Origin of the sequence: Bacteroides sp. Phil13 (assembly GCF_001940965.1) — a bacterium.
GTDB classification, from domain to species: domain Bacteria; phylum Bacteroidota; class Bacteroidia; order Bacteroidales; family Bacteroidaceae; genus Bacteroides; species Bacteroides intestinalis.
The window spans coordinates 1-22,053 of record NZ_MSHA01000070.1 but is presented as its reverse complement, the minus strand read 5'-3'; the positions used below and the strand labels follow the sequence as shown (position 1 = coordinate 22,053).

Below are 22,053 nucleotides of genomic sequence, written 5' to 3'. Positions count from 1 at the left end.
CATAAATCTTCACTCTTTTCCTTTCTCAATCATATTGATGATATCTTTCAGGTCATTGGTCGAAATCTTTTGCTCTTTGGCAAAGAAAGAAACCATTTCCTTATACGAATTTTCAAAGTAATTACGTACGAAGCCACTCATGAAAGTACGTTTGTATTCGCTTTCACGGATAGCGGGTGTATATTGGTACGTATTTCCTACGCGTGCGGCTGTAACATACTGTTTACGTTCCAGGTTCTTGACGATGGAAGCTACCGTAGTGTAGGGAGGTGCCGGTTGGGAATATTTGGCAACAATGTCTTTTACGAAGCAACTGCCCAGTTCCCAGATGTAGATCATTGCTTCTTCTTCTTGTATCGTTAATTTTTCCATGGAATAAAAGTTTTTGGATGAATTCAATACAAAGCTACGAGAATTTCGTAATAAAGCAATGAACAGTGAGTTAATTAATCTAAATACCATCTTCTGAATAATATGGATGACATTATTCGGCAGTTGTGGCTATAGTATAATATGGGTATTTTTCTGCTGTGATATGTTTTTATAGCTTCTATATGGAAAAAAGAGGAGAATATTGGCTTTATTTTTGAAGGGATTGGCTATCTTTGAGCATCAAACAAATTTGGATTTGAGATAGACTGTGGTATATCGTACAGATTGATTCATTTTAAATTAAATAGAACATGAAGGTTTTGAAATCATTGTTGTTGGGTATGTGTGTCGCATTATGTGCATGCACGTCTCAAACTTCTACTGTGCAAACCAATGACAAGGGTACTCAGTGGGAATGGAAGAATGGCACTATTATTGTGAAAACTCCTGAGCGTCCGGCTGGGCAGCAGAGTGTGATTGGGCTGACCGCCCCGAAGATGGAAGTCGTTAGAGTAGGATTCGTAGGATTGGGTATGCGTGGCCCCGGTGCTGTAGAGCGTTTTACCCATATTCCCGGTACGCAGATCGTAGCTCTTTGTGATTATGAACAATCACGTGCTGAGGGCTGCCAGAAGTATTTGCAGAAAGCATCTTTGCCTAAGGCAGCTGTTTATTCGGGAGAGAAGGGATACGAAGAACTTTGCAAGCGCGATGACATAGACCTGGTTTATATTGCTACCGACTGGTTGCATCACTTCCCTGTAGCAATGTTCGCTATGGAGAACGGCAAACATGTAGCTATAGAAGTTCCTTCGGCAATGAATCTTCAGGAATGTTGGGACTTGATCAATATGAGTGAAAAGACCCGTAAACATTGTATGATACTGGAAAACTGTTGCTATGACTGGTTTGAAATGAATACGCTGAACATGGCACAGCAAGGAGTATTTGGTGAAGTGATTCGCGGACAAGGTGCTTACATCCATGAATTGAGCCCGTTCTGGGACCATTATTGGAAGAACGGTGAGAATGATAAACTGGGATGGCGTTTGGATTACAACAAGAAACATCGTGGTGATGTGTATGCTACTCACGGTCTTGGTCCTGTGGCGCAAGCGTTTGATATTCATCGTGGCGACCGTATGGTAACGTTGGTAGCTATGGATACCAAGTCGGTTGTAGGTAAGGATCTGGTAGAAAAAAGAACCGGAGAGAAATGTGATGATTTCCGTAACGGTGACCATACAACTACACTGATTCGTACGGCAAACGGAAAAGTTATCGAGATTCAGCATAATGTGATGACACCGCAACCTTATAACCGTTTGTATCAGCTTACCGGAACCAAGGGCTTCGCCAATAAGTATCCGATTCAGGGGTATGCTCTTGATGCTAAGCAGTTGAGCGCTTCGGGAGTAGAACCGCAAGTTGATAATCTGAATACCCATAGCTTTTTACCTAAAGAGGAAATGAAGGCGCTTGTAGAAAAGTTCCAGCATCCGATATTAAAGAAGTATGGTGAAATGGCTAAGGAAGTAGGAGGCCATGGAGGCATGGATTTCATTATGGATAGCCGTTTGGTATATTGCTTGCAGAACGGTTTACCTTTGGATCTGGATGTATACGACTTGGCAGAATGGTGCTGTCTGGCAGAACTGGGTGAGCTTTCTATGGATAACAATTGTGCTGCTGTGGAATTCCCTGATTTTACCCGTGGCGAATGGAATGTTATAAAAGGCTATAAGTTTGCTTATGCAAGTCCCGAAGAAGAAAAAGAGACTATGGATAAAGCTAAAGCCTTTACAAGTAAGTTGAAAGATAAAGGAGCCGAAGATTGGAAGTAGGAATCGGGTGAGAAATAAAATGAATGGCACTGTTCATCATTGAATGTAAATGATGGGCAGTGCCATTCGTTTTAACCAGCTTCGTACCGTCCGGTATTTCTTTCTTATTGATCAGCTACTTTCAGGAGCTCTTCTTTCATCGTTTTAACGCCGGGGAAACCTACTTGTCTGTATTTTATATTTCCTTCGCGATCAATAATGAGGTAGGTGGGAACACCTGAAACATTGAAACTCTTGCCTAAGAAATTCCATTGGGCGGCTGTCACACGGTAATGTTCACCATGAATATCAGGAATCATATTTTCCCATGTCTTCAACGGAGATGTCTCACCGGTGATATACAAATACACAATATCCTTATCTTTTAATTCTTCCTTCATTGGAATCATTTCTTTATTAGCCATGCGGCATGGACCGCACCAGGTAGCCCAGAAATCAACCAGTAAGACTCTTCCACTGAATTTACTGATGATAGAGGCAAAGAGGTCTTCATCGCTGACTTCGCCGGCTTCATTTACTGTGAATCCCGTCTTTTTCTTGTTGGCTTCAATTTTTGCCAGGAGTTCGGCATTGGCAACAGTCAGCATTTCACGATAAGCGGAAGGGAAAGTGTTGATTGTGCTAATTTGCTCTTCAGTCAGCGGAGTGAAATTCTTGATGCTTTGATAAAGAGGGATGACCCGGACGATGTCAAAGAAGATACCGTTGTCTGTTCCCCAAGTTTTGGCAAGGTCATCACTTTTCTGATAATAACCGATTACGATGTTTGAGTAATTGCTGGACAGGATGGCTTGCAGATCGTTCAGTATTGCAAAGTTAGCATCTGGAATATAGTCAGCCGGTATTTTCTGTGCCCGTTCCATAAAGTATTTTTGAGCTTCTTCGCGTGTTATCTGATTGGTCTGTATGGCAGCTGATGTCAGTGTATTTGCAGCTAAACGCAATAACCCAATTGTGGATAACTTGTTGTTGATGGTGAGCACTTGACGTGTTGCCAGACTGCATGGGAGTTTATCTATTTCCGTTTGCACTTCAGCAGACAACTCCAGCACTTTTGATTTGTAAGTGTCTATATCCATACCGGCAAATGCCTTCATATCCTTATATACTTTATCTTGTACATTGGTGTCGGGCATATCTTGGTTCAATTCTTGTGCAACGGTTGCTAAGGGGCCGTTAATGTATATAATCTCTCCGTAAGGTTTCTCCTCGCTATGGAATTTGGATCGGCGGCGGGAGATTTCACGCAAATTGATATATGCTTCAGTCGTTTTTCCCGGTTCCATAAATAGTTGGAGGGGTGAGCTGCCGGATATATATATAGAAACGGGTGTAGTACTTGCCAAGGATATTTCTTTGCTGAAACTACCATCTGGTTGGATTTCTACCAGTGCTTCCGATATATCGCCTTTGGCACTTTCCCATGATACCAGAGTCATGGTCTTGGACATGCCGGGACGGAAATCCAGTAACTTACCTTTCAAAGTAGCTTTCCCATATTCTATGACAGGGTTTGGCAAGGCAGTTTCTTTGTCTGTTTTATGGATAACAGCCTCTTTCGGCAGTACTAACTTTGGCAGATTATTGCCTTTCAACTGGATTCCCCAAATACTGAATCCATTTTCAACGTCGGCACCTTCTGTGAAGTCGATGGATGTAACGGAGGCGGGGAGGGGAGGAAATACCAGTTGAAACTCAGCTTCACCGGATTCCGGCATCCAGAACTCTGCATCCGGTGTGATGCCTATGCCCGAACGTAGTTGGTAAGTTTTTCCGTTATTATCTTGCAAGTAACTTCCCGAAGCAATCTTTATCCAGTTTTTAGGTCGGTATTTGGCAAAAATGTGCAGGACTGTAGCCGTGTCACTGATTTCGACCTGGCTGACTTCAATAGAAGTGGTGTTACTTACGACGAACGGAGGTTGTTCAATCACTTTGTTTTTAGCTTGAATGGTGCAGCACATGCATAGTAGCAGACTGCTGAGGAGAAAATTGAGCTTTTTCATACTATATAGTTTTTACCAAAGTTACGAATCTTTCGTAACCGTAGAACATCTTGCTTGTTAATTGATGTAAAACGAATGAAAAATGTAGTTTTTCAGTGTAACTTTGGGTCATCTTAATATCTATTAAATCATGAGAACCAAAGCTTTAATTTTCGGATTGCTGCTGGCAGCTTCTACTCATGCCCAGCTTCTTTATCACGATGCTTCCGCTTTCCCTCTGTTAGGCAAAGCTACGGATGCTACTCTTACCCGTTACGAACGCCTTCCGGTTTCTCTGGAATCTGTTTCCCGTAAACCGCTCTGGGATTTAGGACGCAATAGTGCCGGACTTGCTTTGCGCTTCCGTTCCAACTCTACATGCATTGGGGCAAAGTGGGAAGTGAGGGATAACAGAAGTATGAACCACATGACCCCTACCGGAATCAAAGGATTGGATCTGTATTGTCTGCAAGATGGTAAGTGGGTCTTTGCCGGTAGCGGGCGACCTCAAGGAAAGGTAAATGAGGCTACTATCGTGAAGAATATGGATCCTGAAGAACGGGAATATCTTTTATATCTTTCTTTGTATGACGGGGTCACCTCATTGGCAATCGGTGTGGATAGTCTTTCGACGCTTGACCAGCCTACTGTTGATTTGCCGGTACGTGAGAAGCCCGTTGTTTTTTATGGAACCAGTATTTTGCAGGGTGGTTGTGCTTCTCGTCCCGGAATGGCCCATACGAATATTCTGGAACGTTGGCTCAATCGTGAATGTATCAATTTAGGTTTTAGCGGTAATGCTTTGCTCGATCTGGAGATTGCGGAACTTATAGCTACGGTCGATGCTTCCATGTTTGTGCTTGATTTCCTTCCCAATGCCACAGTGGAACAGATGAAGGAACGGGCGGAGAAATTTTACTCTATCGTCCGTAGCAAACATCCCGAGACTCCCATCCTTTTTGTAGAAGATCCTATTTTCACTCATTCCCGTTTTGATAAAAGGGTTGCACGGGAAGTGAAAGCTAAAAATGAAACTATTGCGGCTATTTTCCAATCAATGAAGAAAAAGGGTGAGAAGAATATCTATCTTCTTTCTTCAAAGGATATCATCGGGCACGATGGTGAGGCTACTGTTGATGGTATTCATTTTACAGATCTGGGCTTTATGCGCTATGCGGAAGTATTATATCCGTTAATCAAAAAACATATTCGGTAACTTTTTCTATTTTATTATTCTATGAAACATGGTAGGTCTTGGCTATCGGCTTTATTGATTTCTTTTTCTATTTTGTCATTTGCTCAAAAAGAGCCGGTGGATTATGTCAATACGATTATTGGTGCTTCAACTTCGGCAGAGGCCGGAAAGTCGGGGCATGGGTTGGGAAAAACCTTTCCGGGAAGTTGTACTCCTTTCGGACTTGTACAGTTGAGTCCGGATACTAAAACCGGTGGTGATAACGGCCCCGGATATTCGTGGCATCATTCTACTATTGAAGGATTCAGCTTTACGCATTTAAGCGGTATTGGCTGGTATGGTGATTTCGGAAACTTTCTGGTAATGCCTACCACCGGACCATTACGGACATTCAAGGGAACCGAAAATAAACCGGAGGAAGGTTACCGTTCCAGATATTCCCATGATACGGAGATTACACAGGCCGGATACTATTCGGTATACTTGCAAGATTATCAGGTGAAGGTGGAGCTGACATCCGCTCCTCGTTCGGGGATTCTGCGTTTCACATATCCGGAGTCGGAGAAGTCACGTATCCAGATCGATCTGGCCCGTAGAATTGGTGGCACATCTGATGAACAGTATGTGGAAAAAGTAGATGAATATACGATTCGGGGATGGATGAAATGTACGCCTGCTTGTGGAGGTTGGGGAAACGGCTCGGGTAAATCTGATTATACCGTTTACTTCTATTGCTGTTTTGATCGCCCATTGACGGAATACGGTGTTTGGAGTGCTTCTATTCCTGAGGGTGTTAGCAGAAAGAATGATGCCAATGATAATCCGGCCTATTTCAACTATATTAAGGATGCCCGGATAATACCTGCTATCGGGAAAGCACAGGGAAAGCACTTGGGCTTTTATACAGAGTTTCCTACCCGGAAAGACGAACAGGTGCAACTGAAGTGTGGTATATCGTTTGTCAGCATGGAAGGTGCCCAGCGCAATCTGGAACAGGATATTCCGGACTGGAATTTTGAGCGGGTAAAAGAAAATACACGTAATCTGTGGAATCGGGCACTCTCTTCGGTAAAGGTTGAGGGAAGTGAAAGGGATAAGACTATCTTTTATACCTCTTTGTATCATACAATGATCGATCCACGTTGCTTCTCCGATTGTGACGGCCGATATGTCGGTGCGGATAAGAAGATCTACCAGACGAAGAATTTTACTTATCGTACTGTATTTAGCGGTTGGGATGTATTCCGTAGCCAGTTCCCATTGCAAACATTGATTAATCCCCGATTGGTGAATGACGAGATAAACTCTTTGATCCAGATTGCCCAATTAAGTGGGAAGGAGTATTTCCCGCGTTGGGAAGTAGTGAATGCATATTCCGGCTGTATGTTGGGAAATCCCGCTATCTCGGTGCTGGCGGATGCCTATGAGAAGGGGATTCGGGAGTATGATGTACAGAAAGCCGTTGAGTATGCTGAGAATACACAGAAGCAGTTTGGTAATGGAGAACTGGGATATACTCCCGGCAGTCTTTCCCATACATTGGAGTATGCTTATACGGATTGGTGCTTAGGACAACTCATGGGTTCCTTGGGTAAAAAGAAAGAAGCAGCTGAATATGAAAAACGTGCCAAAGCTTACCGGAATGTGTGGTGTGACAGCGTGCAGTGGTTTCGTGCCCGCGTGAAGGGTGGAGGCTGGTTGCCTTGGCGAGGTCGCACGGCACAGGATCAGGGTACCACGGAAAGTAATCCTTTCCAGCAAGGCTGGTTTGTCCCTCATGACATTGACGGAATGAGAGCTCTGATGGGAGGACAAAAGAAGTTTGATGCGGAACTGGAAGAGTTCTTTGCCAATGTTCCGGAAGATTTTTTATGGAATGATTATTATAATCATCCTAATGAACCTAACCATCATGTACCATTTCTTTTCAACTACTCTTCTTGCCCGTGGCTGACACAGAAGTGGACGAGAAAGATTTGTGATAAAGCTTATGGTGACGATGTTCTGGGATTGTGCGGAAACGAAGATGTAGGGCAGATGTCGGCGTGGTATGTATTGGCGGCTATGGGCATTCATCCGGTTTGTCCGGGAAATCCCCGTTATGAGATTACCAGCCCTGTTTTCGAAAGCGTAGAGATAAACCTGGATACACATTTTTACTCCGGTAAGAATTTCAAAATCATAGCGCATAATAACTCGCCTCAGAACATTTATATTCAGTCGGTATCATTGAACGGTAAGAAATTGAACCGTTTGTGGATAACGCATAATGAGATTGTGAAGGGTGGGGTACTGGAATTCGATATGGGACCCGAATCAACTGCGATGGATGAGTTAGCGTTTTGATTACCAATGCGTTGCATTTACCGATTGTTTACCGCAGGATGTAAAAGCATTTACTGCCGTATGTAACGACCTTTACCCCTTATTGTAACGGCTTTTACCTCGGCATGTAACGGCCTTTACCTCGGTATGTAAACAGAGTTACCGTGTGGGGTAAACAGAGTTACCATGAAAGGTGACACTACAGTATGTTATTTGTTCTTGTATTCTTTGTATTTTTCAATCACATGTTTCCTGCTTTGGATAATCTGCCAGCGATATACCCAGCAAGTAGTCAGGAAGTAGATGCCTGCCTGTATCCATAATGCACGGTATTCAAAGGCTACTTCGTTGAGTGTGGCTCCCATGCTATTGATACGTACATAGCCATTGATGCCGAAAGTGGACGGGAAGATATAAGAGAAGTATCTCCAGAAATCCGGCATGGCGGCTCCCGGCCAGGAAACACCTGAAAGGAACAATAAAGGTACGGATGTGAAGACGAATATCAACATGCAGGTTTCACGGTTGCGTATGGCAATAGAAGCTGTCATGGCAAAGAATATACATGCTGCCAGATAAGGCAACATAAAGAGGGTCAGTACACCCGGTTGAGCTATCTGGATGAGACTGAACAGACGTGGCACTACACAGAGCACATATACGGATACAAGTGCATACACCATAAAGTAACTTAAACCTTTACCTAGTACGATACGTAATGTGCCGTTGTAGTGGCGGTTGATAGGAACCAAATCTTTGAAACGATTCTGTTCGCGGGCTGTTCCGGCAGAAAGTCCGATACCTAGCAGTAAGGTTTGCTGAATAATCAGTATTAATACCGCAGGTATCAGGAAAGCCGCAAAACCGTTTGCAGGGTTGAATAAGGTAATATCTTCATATTTTATCGGATAGGCGGTAATCTCATCCTGGCGGTTGGTGGTATTGCCGGCACGTTGCATTTTGATATCTGCATTCATATCCAGTGACACGCTGGTATTGGTGTTCAGCAAAGATTTATAATAAAGCAATCCGCTCATATCACAATACAGGCTGACCTGCGTCTGCTTTCCCCGTGCGATATCTTCACTGAATTCAGCAGGTATATAGATGATGCCATAAGCCAGACGATCTTTCAGCATCAGTTTGGCTTCTTCCATGTCGGCGCAATAAGATACAATCTTCACTTCCGGACTGGAGTCCACTTTGCGCAGGTATTCGCGGCTTAACGAACTGCGTGAGTTATCCACTACTACAGCAGGTACTTCCCGTATGGTTTCATTGGTATAAATGAAAGCATAAATCAGTGGATACACCAACGGGACAAGCACAAAGAAGATGAGCACACCCTGATCGCGAAAGGTCGTGCGGAATTCCCGTATCCAGATATAGAATAGGTCGTGGATACCTTGTACTACTTTCTGTTTGAACGTCAGATGTTTCATTAGGGCACGTATTTATAATAAATCAACGCTTCTTTGAGCCGGTGTACGACAAAGAAAGGAAGCATCATAAAAATAAGTAACGCCACATAGTTTATCCATGAATAAATCATCGGATAACCGTTCAGGGCCTGATCTACATAGATCAGGAAATAGTGACGCAGCGGGAACAGATTGGCTAATCCTTGCAGAACCGGATGCATTGCCATGGCAGGGAATGATAGTCCGCACATAGAGAATGAAAGCACTCCCCATAAGGATGCAAAACTCAGTCCCAGACGCAGGGTAGGCAATGTACCTATCATCAGTACACCCATCCCTTGCGAAGCCAGTACAAGGCAGAGAGTGGCAAGAAGCATCGGCATGATGCCACTGTTGCAGGGGAAGTGCAGGAAGCCATATAGATATACGTTATACAATATACCCATCAGGAAGAAAATAGCCGTATGCGGCAACAGCTTTCCGGCAAGGGAGATATAGATGGAATTATTTCCCATGCGCAGCCATTCGCGTGCGGTACGGTCTTTTATTTCCACGCCGATGGAGTAAACCGTTATCATAAATATAAGCAGCATCAATACACCCGGTGCAAATGTGTTACACAGATATACGGAGTAATTCAGCCACGGATTGTTCAGCGGATGTGTATCGATGACGATGGGTTGCAGGAATGCCATAGCTTGGTCTTCCGTAGCACCTTTGGCATACAAACTGGTGCGTGCGGCGGCTCCCGATGCCAACTCGCTCATCATCTTCATATCTTTGTAAAGCAGAGAACCGGCGATAAGCAGCGTATTGTTGGTATAGAACGATACAGTAGGCTGCCGTTGAGATTGCGCCTTGGCAGTGGTACCTTTCGGAATGTAGTAGAATCCGTAGATTTCTCCTTTCTGCATGGCGGCACGTGCTTCGTTGATAGTAGGATAATGGGCCACGATGGCGGTCTGTTCAAATGCATCCAGATTTCGCATCAATTGGCGCGAAGTGGATGTCATATCCTGATCCACCACCCCTACAGGCATATTGACCGGTAAGCCCGAATCCATCAGTGTCGTGAAGAACACGTAGCAGAACAACGGCGCTATCACCATGCAGAACAGGTACAGCGGACGGGAAACGAGCCGTCGGCTTTCCCGTTTCATGACGTTCCACAAAGCTATATATTTCTTATCTCGTGCCATTCCTTATACTTATCACTAATCACTAACCGTTAATCACTTCTTCAGTATCACCGACATTCCGGGACGTAAGCCTTCCACTTTCTCCTGTGGTAAAGCTTTTACCTCAAAAGTCTTCAGATCAAATTGCCCGGTTGTTTTCGTAGCCTTCCAGGCTGCATAAGTACCAAGATCCTTCATGTAGTTCACTTTCAGGCGGATATTTTTATCCAATGCCGGAACGAAAGCTTCGAATTCAGTTCCCATTGTCAGACCTTGCAGCAAATCTTCCCGAACATTAAAAGTTACCCACATATCATCCAGTATGGCTATGTTCATGATCGGTGCACCGGTTCCTACCAATTCACCTACTTTGGGGAAGATTTCCGAAACTTCTCCGGCTGTCTGGGCTATAAGATAAGTTTCTTTGATATAAGATTCTACTTCTGCAACGGCTCCTTTGGCACGGTCTACCAAGGCGGCAGCTGCTGCTTTATCTTCTCGTTCCGCACCGTTTTTTGCCATGTCGTATTGAGCTTTGGCGGCTTTTTCTGTAGCGACGGCAGCGTCCCGCTGTGCAGTAACCTCATCCAGCTTTTGGGCTGACATCACGCCCTGATCAGCAAGATTCTTCACACGTTTGTAAGATTTCTCGGCTATTTCAAGTCCTGCTTTGGCTTTTTGCCACATCTCAAAGGCAGCTTGTACCTGTTCATGACGGGCGCCTTTCAGTGCTTTCTCATTCTGTGCCTGAGCAGCAGCTTCTGCGGCCCGAGCCTGTTCCAGCTTAGCTAACACATCCGGAGCTTCCAGTATGGCGAGGGTATCCCCGGCTTGTACACTTTGTCCTTCCTTTACGCGGAATTCCAGAATTCGTCCCGGTACTTTGCTTGATACCCGATACTCTGTGACTTCAGCTTGACCTTGTACAATTTCCGGTCCTTTGCGCAACATGAAGAAACCCACTACGGCTACAATGGCAATGACGCCTGTCAGCGTTAAGAACGCTAGTAGCATGTTACTGTTTTGTGATTTGGTATCCATCTTATGATTTATGATTTCAGATTTATGATTTATGAGCTTTCACCCTTTTAATTTTTAATATTTAATTGTCCCAATGCTTTCTTCAGATAGATGTCAGTCAGTTTTACGTCAATCTGTGCATCTATCTTTTCGGATTGGGCAGAAAGCCAGGCTGTGTGTGCTTCGAGTACGTTGCTGGCAGCTATCACGCCTTCTTCAAATCCGAGTGTAGCATAACGGAGGTTTTCATCCGCTTTTTCCAGATTCTTTTCTGCCATAATCAGTTTCTTTGCAGCTTCATTCACTTTGAAAACCGACTGGTTGACTTGAAGCTCAATCTTTTCTTTGGCGTCATCCAACTGATATTGGGCGATACGGGCTTCTGCTTTGGCTGCTTTTACCTTATACATACCTTCTCCCCAATGCCAGATGGGTACTTGTAATACTACACCGACATTCCACATACCTTTGAATTTCTTTTCAAATCCGTTGAAAACAGAAGGATTGGTCATCATGTAGCTGCCCATCAAAGCTAATGATGGCAAGTATTCTGAACGGGTGACATTTACTTTCTGTTTGTAGATTTCCGTGGCAAGTTCCAGGCTGCGTACTTCCGGTCGTGTAGCATAAACCGTATTGAGATCAATGCCGTTGGCAGCTACCGGATCGGGCTTGAGGTCATCTTCCTTTTCATCTTTCAGGATGATGGGAGAGGAGAGGTCCAGACCACATAGTTGGCATAGTAACATTCTGGAAAGACTCAGCCCATCTTCCACTTTGGTGAGTGTCATTTCCGCTTCGTTTACTTTTACTTTTACCGACAGACCATCTGCTTTAGTTGCAACACCTTCGGCAATCATTTTATCCACATCGCTTTCCAGTTTCTGCAATAATTTGAGGTAACCTTCTGCCAACTTCTTTTTGCTGGCGAGCGATACGACTTGCCAATAAGCCTGGTCGGTACTGAGGATTACGTCTTGCAGGCCACTATCATGCTGTTGGCGTGCCAATTCTTCGGCATATCTGGTAATCTTGTTGTAGGCGCGAATTTTTCCACCCATGTACAATGGTTGTGTCAACGTTAGAGCACCGGCGTACATGTTGCGGGTATCTGTACGGAATGCATCAACGAGGGAGTTTCCGAGACCATTGAGAGGAGAAGCAATGTCTACGTTGCCCAATGCCTGGATCAGTGCCATGAACTGCGGATTCTGTGTTAACTCAGGGTGCTGCGTCAGTATACCTTGTATACCATTTTGCATAGCACCGCTTACTTGAGTTCCCATTGAACCTAATGCACCTTTCTGGGCATCACTCAACAGTGAAATTTCTTTTTGGGTACGCATATATCCACCGGTGGCGGAAATGTCGGGGAGGTAATTGGTAAATGCTGCCTTTCGCTGATAATGCGCAGAGTTTATTTTCTCCTGGCTTATCAGTAGTTCTTTGTTATTGGCAATTGCCAATGAACGGCAACTATCGAGGCTTAAAACCTCTTGTGCGCAGACTGAGAAGGTCAGACATACCAACCAAGTGAAACAGAAGAACTTTCTCATCGTGTCTATACATTATTAAGGTGATTAAAACGTTGTTTTGTGATGCAACAATAATTGCATAAACAACGATGCAAATGTATAGGCTTTCAGTGAGACCTCAAAATAATTTAAACTTTTTTAGTCCAATGTAAAGGATTGCGAGCCGATAAGTGTTCCGTCAGCGAAGAGATCTACACGGTAAGTACCTGCATATAAGTATTCTTCCACGTTCCAATATACGGTTATATTTTGTTCTTCACCGTTGTATTCAATGTACTTCTTGATGGAATAACCCAGTTCGCGGTTCTCGTATGGGAAAGTGTTTGCGGGATTTTTGATCAATACATCATTGTCCGGTTTGGTGATACGTACGTAGATAATACGTTCTCCTGTCTCGGCAGTTATGTTCTTGACGATTGTGAATCCTATTTTGAATTTTACTACATCTTTCACCTTCTTGGCTGTTTTGTCCCGTTTGTTGACAGCCTGTATGTTGATATTGGTAGCGTCTAACTGGGCGGCAAGGGTGACTTTTTTATTCAGATTCTTTTTCTCTTCCGCCAGATTGCTGATTTGGCGGGAAGCATCGTTATATTTCTGCGTCACTTGTGCAATCACCTCTTTCTGATGAGCAGTGAGGCGGTTCAGTGAATCTATCTGGTTGATATATCCTATCATAACCTTACGTAGAGTGGCAAGTTCCTTTTTCAGTCGGCGTATTTCTGCGGCATTACTGCTTTTTACGGTACGCAGTTCTTCCAGTAAACGTTGGGTTTTTAATTGTTCCTGTTCCAACAGTACAGACAAGGAGTCATTGGAAACTGTCAGTTTCAACTCATCGTACTGTTGTGCAAAGCGCGTATATTCATTTTCCAGGTCTTCCTTTTCCAGTTGGAACTCCTGTACCAGTTCTTTATTGGTTTGCTTCTCAGAGAGTAATAACACGGTAACTCCTACTAATAATACTACTAACAGAGTTCCTATAGCGATTAAATATTTATTTTTCATTTTATTTTCTATTTAATTTCTGTTCCACATTTTATTCCATTGTACCTGAGCAGAATGAACGGCGAGCATGAGAGGATACCAACGTGCTTCGGCCGGTGCCAAGGCTCCGAATTCACGGCATCGTTGAGTGGCGCGGGTGAAAGTGTACCATTTTCCACTCCAGTATCCTTTAGGGCGTTGCTTGCGATTTTGGTTATGTTGCCCAAAATTACCTCCTTGCCATATATCATTGAGTAACCATTCACCGGTTTCTATATCTTTTTGAGTATAAGGGATAGGCAAATCTTCCATGGGAAGTCCCAGATAGTTTACGGCAACAACCCCGAATATTTTGGCTGCTTTGCTTAATCCCCATTTTTGCAGTAAATCAGCAATTTCTTTAAGATCGATATTGTCTTTTTGCGTATGGAGTATGTTGGCCCAATCGCATACCTGACGGAGTCCGATTCCCTCATTGAGGAAATGTAGTGCAGAGTGTGTCAGCACGTAGGCTACATCGAAAGATAGGGGAGGGAGAGTTACCTGGTAACCTTCTATTTCTAGATTCCGACAAGCAGTTGTACCATGCCACCGGGCTATTTCCTGTTGGAAACTCTTGTCGGAGGAAGGAGAACTGAGCCGGGAGAGTACGCGGTGGTTTTCTATGTCTACACCATGCCAGTGTATACATGTATGTTTATGATTCTCTTCGTGTTCTCCAGTAGATTCTGTCCTTAACAGCTTGTTGGCCTTTTCATAATTCTTGGGACCTATATATAAATCAATGTCTCCGCATTGTCTGTGCAATGGATTCCGGTAATTCTGTGCCACTCCTTGTCCTTTCAGCAAAACGGGCTCTATCTGATTGGCACGATAGAGCGTGTATATCTTGGCGATTTCTTGATTTAGAATGTGATTGTTTTCTTCTATTTGCAGTAATGCATTGCACCACTTTAAATAAAGTTCACGCTTCGGACGCAGTTCTTGCGGCAGAGTTTGCATACCATCGAATGTGATGCCTAGTAGGGCTTGCACTTTGGCTGATTGGTACAGCTGTGCCCAATCTGTTTGTATATTAAATAGAGTGGTATCTACAGGTGTACCCCATAGACCTGATTGCACCAGTGCAAAAAACTGTTTTTGTATCGGAGTCATATTCTTCTGCTGAATTCACTGTTTTCTTTTCCGGGGCAAAGATAATGCAAACCAAGGGCATAAAAAATGAACTTGTTCATTTTTTATGCTGTACACTACTTATTTTTACCTTTCCGGAGGTGAAAACTAAGACTGGTAACAGCCATCGTCGTAAAAAACGTAACCGATACCACCATTTTGCCTTCTTCAGCCAGCGTGTATCCCGGCAATCCTGCACTGTTCCGTCAGGGCGGTAGATGGTTCTTAATATTCCGATAATATCTTCCCGTTTCACTCGTTCAATGCGCGCTAGATTTCCATCTCCCAGCATCATATACTCATTTCCTTTCTTACCTATATATCTATGGATTAAATATTTTCCATTCCATTGGTAAAAAGGACAACACCAGGCAGGCAGTTCTTCTTCAAAAGAGAAGGGAACTACTTCCACCAGGTCTATTCCTCCTCTGATGAAAGGGTACATACTGTGTCCGCCAATAAGTAACTTTACTGTCTGTCCTTGTTTTAATGCCTTGGCGGCTTCGTTAAAGAAGTTGTTGGATACCACTATTTTTCGCATGTCCCAAAGATTGTTTCATAAGATAGACGGGCCGCATCTGCATCTGGCAAGCAAGCCAAATGATATACAGGTATATTGGTGAGTATAGCATTCAGTACTTCACAAATGGAATCATATAAAGATTCATCATAAGAAAAGGCTGGTGGACACGAAGGGTGTAATGAAGCATAGGCCTCTGCCACAGCCAGTCTTCTAATCTTATTGAACGGTGCTTGTGACAAACGGACACAGGCAGCAAGAGGATAACATTCTTTTTTATAACAAGGTGTTTTTCCGCTCCAAGGGCTACCCCATACCCATGGCTGTCCGTCTGTAATGCGGACAATGGGGCTGTCATCATTCAGTAGTGTGGCTTCTTCTATATTTTCACGCCATAAGCGTGTATGTGTACTTTTTCCTGTACCGCTTTCGCCCAGAAAGAGTACCGCTTTGCCCCGACATACAATTGTACTGGTGTGGATGGCGACCGTTTGATAAGGCACGGTCATCACGCCATAAGCCATCCAGCAGGCAAAACGTAGTAAACGCGGATCAAGGTTACCCTTTAGGTGGGCTGTATGTCCATTATTGTCTACCCATAGTTCCAGTGTTTCTCCCTCTGGAGGAGTAGATTCGAATATATACCCGTTGGTACAGGTTCCAAACCGATTTATGGTTCCGTTAATATCGATGCTGTAAAGAATCTCTTTCCAAGCTGGTATTTCACTGTCTACTAGAACGAAACGGAAAGTATCTTCATCTTTATTATTTACTTTGAATACTTCGAAGCCCGACATTCTGTCCATGGCATGCATTAATGTTTCGTTTTCTACCTTGATGCGATGTCCGGCAATTAAATAATCTTGTTCCATTTTCTTTATTTTTCTTTAGTATATGTATTTCCGCTGTCCAGATCAAATATCCGGTCACAAAAGGCGAGTGAACTTTCACGGTGGGCTATGATGACTATGGTAAGTTCATGGCGTTGATGAGAAAGTTCTTGCAAGGCATGGTTGATTTCTTGTTCCGTTCGATGGTCTAGTGCTGAAGTTGCTTCATCGAAGAATAGTATTTCCGCTTGTTTATATAGTGCACGGGCTATTCCTATCCGTTGTTTCTGTCCGCCGGACAACCGACTGCCAAATTCGCCTAAAGGCGTATCTAATCCTTGCGGTAGATGTTCTGCCCATTCTTTGAGCTGTGCCTGTTCTAAGGCGTTCATCACTTTTTTGTAATCCACCTGCACCTGTCCCAGGGCTATATTGGTGGCAAGAGTACCCTCTGTTATAAAAATCTCTTGTGGTACATAACCTGCCACTTTATACCATTCTTCCCGATTGTTAACTGTTAACCGTTTTCCGTCTATACGAATTTCCCCACTAATAGGTTCCAGGAATCCAAGCATCAGATTAAATAAAGTGGATTTGCCTGATCCGCTCGTACCTCGTATGCCTACGCATTCACCACGTTTGATATTCAAATTCAGGTCTCTAAAAAGTATATGGCCATCCGGAAAAGCAAAGCTTACACCACACAATTCAATACCTTGTCTGAAGGTGAAGGGAGATTCCGTTTCCATCTCTTTTTGCGGTATATCAGCAATTCCTTCGGCTACTATTTCTAGTGTGTACGAGGCGTTCTGGAGTGTCCCCCAATTATTCAAAATGCTTCGTATGGCAGGTAGTAGCCGGAAGGCTGCAACAGCAAATACGCCGCTCATCAGTCCGAGGTCTTCACGTCCTGCACCTATCAATAATGCTAATCCGCAGACTATAGCTATTTCCGATAAAAATAGCGGGAAAAGTTGGCATATTTCCATTCGCAAGCGATTTCGTGTTATAGATTCTATGCCTTGGTCGAAGAAGGAAATTGTGGTATGGAAAGCATGTGCTACTTCTAGTTCTGCAAAGCCACGAAAGGCTTCCACTACTGTTCGTAACTGCTTTCGGCGTGCTTCCAGTTCCTCTGTGCCGTAACGACGTAGATGTTTTCGTACTAATCCTACATATCCTCCGGCCAATGGCAGGAATGCGGCACAGAGTAAGAGTCCTGCAATTGGTTCCCATATTACAAGTGCCGATATCATCAGTAGCACAAGCACCAAATCACTCACTATGCGAAAGACGGGTGCCAATACGCACAAACTGAATGTGTAACATACATAATTCACTTCGTGCCCCAGTTGCAGGCTACTCGTGCCTTTCAGGAAAAGTAATCCCCGGCGATAGTAATTCACAAACATTCTCCGGCTAAAATCTCGATATATATCTAGTAGAAAACGGCTTTGCATACGTGCCAGTAATATAACCAGCCCATTCTTTAGCATTACAAATAATAAAATTATACAGCATAGTGTCAGCATTTTCTCACGGCTACCATCGGGTTCCAGTATAGCTAGTAATACAGGGATCAGTGCAGCTACGCCTGCAAAATCGAGCAAAGCACGTAGCAGTACCATAAACATGACTGCTACACTACGTTTTTGCTGGCGTTCCGATAATAGTTTATATATCTTTTTGATCATAGTTGTAACAGGGCATAGTTTTGAAATAAATCCAACCACATCCCATAGCTAGTGATAGCAAGAAGATTGCTGATAGAATTTTTATTTTCGAGGGAGAAACTGGACTAAGTGGAACAGTGGCAGGTTCAATGATAGCAAACACAGGGCGTTTCTTATATACCCTGATTTTGGCAAATTGCAATTGCTGTAATGTTTCGGTGTATTCTTTATAGGCAATATCTTTGGCTATTTGTAAATTGTATAACTCTTTTTGGTAAAGTTTGAGTGATAAGGATTGGTTGGCATCTGCGAAATGGGCATAAGTTTCTTGTGCTTCATAATATCTTTTGCGTGCTTGTTGATAGAGGTTTTCTGCATGCTCCAGATTTATACATTCTTTTTTAGTACGGTAATCTGAGACAAATTTTTGTAATTTAGCCATTACGCTATCCGCTACTGTTGCAGAAACAAGAGGATCCTGCATACGTATATGTAAAGTAACTGTTCTTTTTTTCTTATCTACATCCACATTGATTCTACTATTGATTGCGGCAGCTATAGCAATTTCGCGTTTGGAGAGATGGAAAATGTCTATGGTTTCGCCATGTTGGTGACTAGTAGGTTGTAGGTTGCTGGTATCGTTTGTCTCTTTTTCGCTAAAAATGGTGATTGGGAAGCTAATGATTTGTAATATGCCAACACGGATAGTATTCCACCAAGGTGAACGTTGGTGTGTGGACATATATTCGGATAGCGTTAATGTACCTAGTTCTTTATTGTTGGATAGTGTTATGGGTATGTCAAATAGTGATAGAAGGAAAGGGGTAGAACTAACAACCTCTGGATATAGGCTTGGAATGATAGCATCTTGTATCTTTTTGCCTCCGATACTCACTTCCGATGAGAAGCCTTCGTCTGTATCTATTTTTCCTGATGTACTTTCGGGTACAGTGTAAATGCTCGTTTCATATTCCTTGGGGATACTGATAAAGATTAGTATTCCGATGAGAAGTCCTACCATACTTGTTTTTAATAAAAACATTCTGGCATCCCATAATTTAAAAAGTAAGAGTATATAGTCCGTTTGGGTGGGATCGAGCATTTCTCTTTTCATAAATAATAATCAGAAAATTAGGCTGGGTGATTAAAAAAGGTGAGGCATAAGCCTCACCTTTTTGATAAGTAGCATTATTTAAGAGTAGTTCGATGAACTTATCTTGGTTAAGGATTATTCTTTAGTAATGCTTAAGAAAGTAATATCTGTAGCATTCAACTTTAGAGTATTGTTGTTGAATGTTTTTACACTTTGAGCTGGGCTAATGAACAATTTCACTACCTGGGTATTGCTACCAAATGTAGCATTTGAGCTTACACCTGAAGCAATTGTGAAGGCCTTCTTGAATTTGATTTCTTTTAACTGACTACCACCTGTGCAGCCTTTGAAAATGTCATTATCGAATGAAGTTGCTTCCATGAAATGTACGTACTCCAATGCTGTACAATTTTCGAATACTCCGAGAGGAACTGTTGTAGCACCTACATACATAATCTTCTTGCCATCTTCTGCTGCATCTGCTACACCATAAAGAGTCGTACATCCCTTGAAGGCTTCTTCACCGATTGTAGTTGCAAGAGTTAAATTCATTTCTTTCAATGCTGCACAGTTCATGAATGCTTGGCTTCCTACAGAAGTTGGTAAAACTTGTTGTCCATCTTTCAGAACTTTTTCCAGCGTAGAACATCCACTAAATGCATCAGCTGGAATAACAGTATTCTTGATATTGATTTCTGTTAATGCAACGCAATCCTTGAATGCAGCAGCACCATCTTCACGGAATTCGATAGCACCATTGATAGTTGTTAAAGCAGAGCAACCATTGAATGAGCTGGCACCTACTAACAGACCATCTTTAACAGTAACCGTTGTTAACAGGTTGTAATCACTAAGACTCAAACCTTTAGCCGGGAAAGCAGCACTCATTTGATCAACGCCAGACATATTCAAAGTTACGAGGCTTGCTTTCTTCAAAATCTGAGGATTGATAGTTTCGTCAGCAAATTTGTATGCTGGCATGATTACGTTAACTAAGTTAGTACTTGCATCAAATGCGTCTTTTGCAATTGTAGTTGCTTTCGGAAGATTGATGGTTTCCAAAGCTGTTAAGTTCTTGAATGTATTGGCAGGAATTGTTGCATTCTCTGTTAATTTGATTGAAGTTGCTGCTGTAAATCCTTTCAATGTAGCCAATTCCTCAGTAGTTAATTCAACTTTGGAAATGATGTTTGTAAACTGATTAAGATCATATTCCTGTTCTGTGCCGTCATTCCATTTTACTTTATTCTTACTAGCATTAAAGATTTGAGAGAACGCTCCTTTGTTGACAATCAAAGTGCGGGCACCAACAGTGTTTGTTACCAAATAAGGGAATGAATTGATGTCCAGAGTAGTAGGATCACCACCAATAAATTTGTTATTCATTGTAGATGGCCAGTTTGCATCGGTCTCAACTGTCTTAGGAAGATCAATATGCTCAAAAGAAAACTTCATTAACATCGTTTCTTTAACTCCAGCATCCTTGAAGGCTTTACGATCAATCTTATTGATAGCCATGTATGCAATATTGCCATCCTTAAATTCAAGACCTGTACCACTTTGCAGTTGCAGTTTTATTTCTTGAGCAGCATCGTTAATATCACTTGCCATATCAGTAATATCACCACCATCTGCTTTCACTAGTTTAGATTCTTCCGGCTTTTCGCTATTATAGAGGTAGTGAGCATTAGAACCATAATCTATGTAAGAAGGTGCAATATCTTCTGGGTCAGTGCTACTACCATTATTGTCTGCATCATATCCTTTTGCAGTCAATGTGATAGATTTAAGTTTACCAAAAATATTAGCATATTCTTCATCAATTCCACTAGTTCTGAATACTACGGCAGTAAACGGACGGATGAAATTCAAATCAATTTTCTCACCTACAGCATCGTAAGAGTTTTCTTTAACAGCTGTGGTATGAGAAATCATCATGATTTTCTTTGTAACATCTTGCCCATCAAGAGTTAATTGGTCTTGATCGTTCAATGTTGGTAGATTTGAGAATTCATATTTATCATTTGCTGCTAAAGTTACAGTGGCAGGATAAGTGGCTATGAACTGTGATTTAAACTGTTCGTTAGTAGGATCATTCCAGTTTTTTTCTCCTGGCTCCCATTGGAAATCCAAGATGTTATCATCTTGATAAGCAGTAAATACACCATTAGCTTTGGATTGTGTAGCTTTGTATTTAACAACTTTAGTCTTATCCCAAGCTGTAGTCTCATTAGCGTTAGTAGCACCTGTGGTATTTGTACTCCAAATACTAATTTGATCTTTTTCTGCATACCAGAAGAAGTTATGTATGCCTGAAACGTCATCATATGCCAAATCTCCTCTTGTAGTCGGTGTTTCTACTAATGCACCTTCAAAAGAGATTCCTTTGGTAGCTTCTTTTTGTCCGGAGATTGAATCTATTTCGTTCTCTGCACAACTTGCAGCTAAGGCTAGTATGCCTGCGCAAAATAAAATTTTTTTCATCTGCATTCTTTTTAAATGTTTTTTTTATTTAGATTGTTTTGTTTATAATGCTTAGATGCACGAAACAACAAGGATAAGTATTATTACTGTCTGGAACAGGGTATATCATTGTTTGAATCGTGCGTATAGAAGCCATTATAAAAATTGTTTCATTGAAGTAGTATTACCTAAAATGGATCTTCGCCACCACCAGGCACATCGCCGCTTGGTCCAAAACCTGCTTCTACTTCCACTTCCAGGACTTCCACTTCTGGAGCCTCATACTTCATTTCCTTTTCTACTTTCATACTTACAAATAATTTAATTGTTAATAATATCAATATGTTATTCTCATCATTCTATAACCGGATTTATTCTTGCAGAACTTTACTATTCCTACTTTATAAATAAGCATAGCAAACCGCCTTTTCAGCCTGCA

At 42.5% G+C, this 22,053-nt stretch carries 16 protein-coding genes; 3 read left to right on the top strand and 13 right to left on the bottom strand.

The features are described 5' to 3' along the window. Positions 1–9 precede the first annotated feature (9 nt). Positions 10–372: a BlaI/MecI/CopY family transcriptional regulator gene (locus BWI44_RS12910; RefSeq protein WP_115503207.1), complete on the bottom strand. Its 363-nt coding sequence runs from the start codon at positions 370–372 to the stop codon at positions 10–12. A gap of 311 nt (positions 373–683) precedes the next feature. On the opposite strand from BWI44_RS12910, the gene BWI44_RS12905 reads away from it, so the two are divergent. Continuing rightward, entirely contained in the window at positions 684–2,216 is a 1,533-nt protein-coding gene (locus BWI44_RS12905) for a Gfo/Idh/MocA family protein (protein WP_138292715.1), read from the top strand. 104 nt (positions 2,217–2,320) lie between these two features. Here BWI44_RS12905 and BWI44_RS12900 read toward each other — a convergent pair whose 3' ends face one another. Then, entirely contained in the window at positions 2,321–4,222 is a 1,902-nt protein-coding gene (locus BWI44_RS12900) for a TlpA family protein disulfide reductase (RefSeq protein WP_286814478.1), read from the bottom strand. A 130-nt stretch (positions 4,223–4,352) separates the two neighbouring features. Here BWI44_RS12900 and BWI44_RS12895 point away from each other — a divergent pair, with 130 nt between their 5' ends. After that, positions 4,353–5,417 carry an SGNH/GDSL hydrolase family protein gene (locus BWI44_RS12895; protein ID WP_286814477.1) on the top strand — a complete coding sequence of 355 codons (1,065 nt, stop codon included), beginning with the start codon at positions 4,353–4,355 and terminating at the stop codon, positions 5,415–5,417. A 21-nt stretch (positions 5,418–5,438) separates the two neighbouring features. Further along, positions 5,439–7,742 carry a GH92 family glycosyl hydrolase gene (locus BWI44_RS12890; protein ID WP_286814476.1) on the top strand — a complete coding sequence of 768 codons (2,304 nt, stop codon included), beginning with the start codon at positions 5,439–5,441 and terminating at the stop codon, positions 7,740–7,742. A 188-nt stretch (positions 7,743–7,930) separates the two neighbouring features. On the opposite strand, the gene BWI44_RS12885 is transcribed toward BWI44_RS12890, so the two are convergent. The 11 genes from BWI44_RS12885 to BWI44_RS12835 all read right to left on the bottom strand — a co-directional run bounded on the left by BWI44_RS12885 (position 7,931) and on the right by BWI44_RS12835 (position 21,635). Beyond that, positions 7,931–9,163, bottom strand: coding sequence for an ABC transporter permease (locus BWI44_RS12885; RefSeq protein ID WP_115503215.1), 1,233 nt, complete (start codon positions 9,161–9,163; stop codon positions 7,931–7,933). Then, a complete protein-coding gene (locus tag BWI44_RS12880; RefSeq protein WP_007659676.1) occupies positions 9,163–10,341 on the bottom strand; it encodes an ABC transporter permease in 1,179 nt (392 codons plus the stop codon). Before BWI44_RS12880 ends, BWI44_RS12885 begins: the two co-directional genes overlap by 1 nt. Before the next feature lie 33 nt (positions 10,342–10,374). After that, on the bottom strand, positions 10,375–11,361 hold the full coding sequence (locus tag BWI44_RS12875; protein ID WP_007659678.1) for an HlyD family secretion protein: 987 nt from the start codon (positions 11,359–11,361) through the stop codon (positions 10,375–10,377). A 47-nt stretch (positions 11,362–11,408) separates the two neighbouring features. Beyond that, positions 11,409–12,896 carry a TolC family protein gene (locus BWI44_RS12870; RefSeq protein ID WP_044533444.1) on the bottom strand — a complete coding sequence of 496 codons (1,488 nt, stop codon included), beginning with the start codon at positions 12,894–12,896 and terminating at the stop codon, positions 11,409–11,411. A gap of 117 nt (positions 12,897–13,013) precedes the next feature. Continuing rightward, positions 13,014–13,883 carry a DUF8429 coiled-coil domain-containing protein gene (locus tag BWI44_RS12865; protein ID WP_007659682.1) on the bottom strand — a complete coding sequence of 290 codons (870 nt, stop codon included), beginning with the start codon at positions 13,881–13,883 and terminating at the stop codon, positions 13,014–13,016. 12 nt (positions 13,884–13,895) lie between these two features. Beyond that, positions 13,896–15,017 carry a nucleotidyltransferase domain-containing protein gene (locus BWI44_RS12860; protein WP_278707036.1) on the bottom strand — a complete coding sequence of 374 codons (1,122 nt, stop codon included), beginning with the start codon at positions 15,015–15,017 and terminating at the stop codon, positions 13,896–13,898. A gap of 76 nt (positions 15,018–15,093) precedes the next feature. Further along, entirely contained in the window at positions 15,094–15,576 is a 483-nt protein-coding gene (locus BWI44_RS12855) for a hypothetical protein (RefSeq protein ID WP_007659686.1), read from the bottom strand. After that, positions 15,564–16,427, bottom strand: coding sequence for a hypothetical protein (locus tag BWI44_RS12850; protein WP_007659687.1), 864 nt, complete (start codon positions 16,425–16,427; stop codon positions 15,564–15,566). Before BWI44_RS12850 ends, BWI44_RS12855 begins: the two co-directional genes overlap by 13 nt. Before the next feature lie 5 nt (positions 16,428–16,432). Next, positions 16,433–18,079, bottom strand: a complete 1,647-nt coding sequence (locus BWI44_RS12845) for an ABC transporter ATP-binding protein (protein ID WP_195209934.1) — start codon at positions 18,077–18,079, stop codon at positions 16,433–16,435. Next, a complete protein-coding gene (locus tag BWI44_RS12840) occupies positions 18,060–19,172 on the bottom strand; it encodes a hypothetical protein (RefSeq protein ID WP_286814456.1) in 1,113 nt (370 codons plus the stop codon). Before BWI44_RS12840 ends, BWI44_RS12845 begins: the two co-directional genes overlap by 20 nt. Positions 19,173–19,286: 114 nt before the next feature. Then, positions 19,287–21,635: a leucine-rich repeat protein gene (locus BWI44_RS12835; protein WP_286814454.1), complete on the bottom strand. Its 2,349-nt coding sequence runs from the start codon at positions 21,633–21,635 to the stop codon at positions 19,287–19,289. Between the last annotated feature and the right edge of the window lie 418 nt (positions 21,636–22,053).